Raw genomic sequence first — 1,714 nt, 5'->3', positions numbered from 1 at the left:
TTTAAAGCATCCTCAACATTTCCACTAAAGGATATTTCACCATTATTTAATACATATATTCTGCTACATAAGTTAGGTACAAGGTCCATTTCATGGGTTGAAATTATAACGGATGCTCCATAGTCACTTACAAGTGACTTAAGTATTGTTTTCATTTCACTAACTCCTGATGGGTCAAGCCCTGCAGTAGGTTCATCTAGTATAATAACCTGAGGCTTCATAACAACAACCCCAGCTATTGCAACCTTTTTTCTCTGCCCATAACTTAGATTATGAATAGGTATATCTACTATGTTTTCAAGACTAAATTCCTTAATAATTTGATTAACTCTTTTTCTTATTTCATCTTCACAAAGTCCCTGATTAATAAGACCAAAAGATATATCATCAAAAACACTTGAACTTATTATTTGTTCATCTGGGTTTTGGAATACTATTCCTACATTATTTCTTAAAGTCTTACTAGAACCCTTGTCTAGCCTCTCTCCATTTAGAAACACATCCCCTGAATCCCTTTTTAGAATTCCATTAAGATTAAGAAATAATGTAGACTTACCTGCTCCATTTCCACCTAGAATCCCTATAATTTCACCCTTGCTTATGGCTAGATTTATAGAATTAAGTATCATCTTATCCTCATACTTAAAACATAGGTTTTCACATCTTAAAACCTCCATATTCCCTCCTTAAATAAGGTAAAAAATTACCTGAATAATTCCCATAGCTATACCTAGTATTAAAATCTTAAGTGAGGATTCCCTATCCCCTACTAGGTAGTTAATCTCTCCATAATATCCACGTGAGCGAATAGAATAATCAATCCTATAAGCTCTACTAATTCCAAGTATTAATCCACGTGATAAGCTAAGTCCCATAAGTTTTATCTTTCCCTTAAAAGAATCTGACCCTCCCCTTGAGACCCCTGCTATATAAATGCTGTGAACACTTTCGATAAGTATGAAAACAAACCTATATATCATTTCCATAAGATTAATTAATAACATTGGAACCTTTACTTTTTTAAGTAAATAAATAATATCTTCTATCCGTGTATTTAAAACAAAAAACAAAAGTGAAGAAAAACACCCAAGGCTTCTTAAAAATGTAGACGTTCCATTAATAAGTCCATTCATTGTAAGTCCAATATCTACTCCACCTAATGAAATAAATTGAATATACCCACTTGAATTAACCTCAATCATAATCCCAATTACACTAAAAACTAAAAAACCAATCGGTATTCCTATTATTTTCATATATTTTAATGGAGATATTCCTGATACATAAAGATTTAAGTAGGTAAGCATTATAATTGTTATAATGCTTACCCCCATATTATTTAAACTAAGGGTTAACACCGTAGTTATTAGGGTTACTATTAACTTATCCTCTGCCCTTAAATTAATTATTTTAGAGGAGTTTACATTACTATTAATGCTTTTCATTTTCTCCCTTTCTCTTAGCTGAAAGTCTTCCAAATCCAAACCCTATTACACCGCCACCTATAGCTGCTTGAATAGCAAATAGGGTTGATTCTACTTCTCCACTTGCAGGTTCAAATATACTTTTAGCCCATGGCTTATAATCTGGATTTATTTCAGCTATAACACCTTCTGCCTGTCCATCAGCACCTTCAAATTCTCCACTAACCACTAGTAGTGGAAATATCCCTATTAATAGGGCAATAACTATTAACACTATATTCTTTTTCATA

General features: G+C 32.3%; 3 protein-coding genes. All 3 read right to left on the bottom strand.

What is annotated here, in order from left to right:
• Nucleotides 1-677, bottom strand: a 677-nt coding sequence (locus RR539_RS10220; RefSeq protein WP_332474703.1) for an energy-coupling factor ABC transporter ATP-binding protein, incomplete at its 3' end; no start/stop codon positions are given.
• Nucleotides 678-686: 9 nt separating this feature from the next.
• Nucleotides 687-1,445, bottom strand: coding sequence for a cobalt ECF transporter T component CbiQ (cbiQ, locus tag RR539_RS10215; protein WP_332500402.1), 759 nt, complete (start codon nucleotides 1,443-1,445; stop codon nucleotides 687-689).
• Complete coding sequence (locus RR539_RS10210) at nucleotides 1,432-1,713, bottom strand: energy-coupling factor ABC transporter substrate-binding protein (protein ID WP_332483870.1); 282 nt, start codon at nucleotides 1,711-1,713, stop codon at nucleotides 1,432-1,434. Before RR539_RS10210 ends, cbiQ begins: the two co-directional genes overlap by 14 nt.
• Nucleotide 1,714: the final 1 nt, after the last annotated feature.

It is taken from the genome of Clostridium sp. (genome assembly GCF_036639235.1).
GTDB lineage: Bacteria > Bacillota > Clostridia > Clostridiales > Caloramatoraceae > Clostridium_AB.
Note: the sequence above shows the minus strand (reverse complement) of the source record. Positions and strands in the feature narration are given on the sequence as shown.

Excerpts from the sequence above, each read along its gene's own strand:
- RR539_RS10210 (WP_332483870.1), bottom strand. The coding sequence starts at position 1,713 with ATGAAAAAGAATATAGTGTTAATAGTTATTGCCCTATTAATAGGGATA.
- cbiQ (WP_332500402.1), bottom strand. The coding sequence starts at position 1,445 with ATGAAAAGCATTAATAGTAATGTAAACTCCTCTAAAATAATTAATTTA.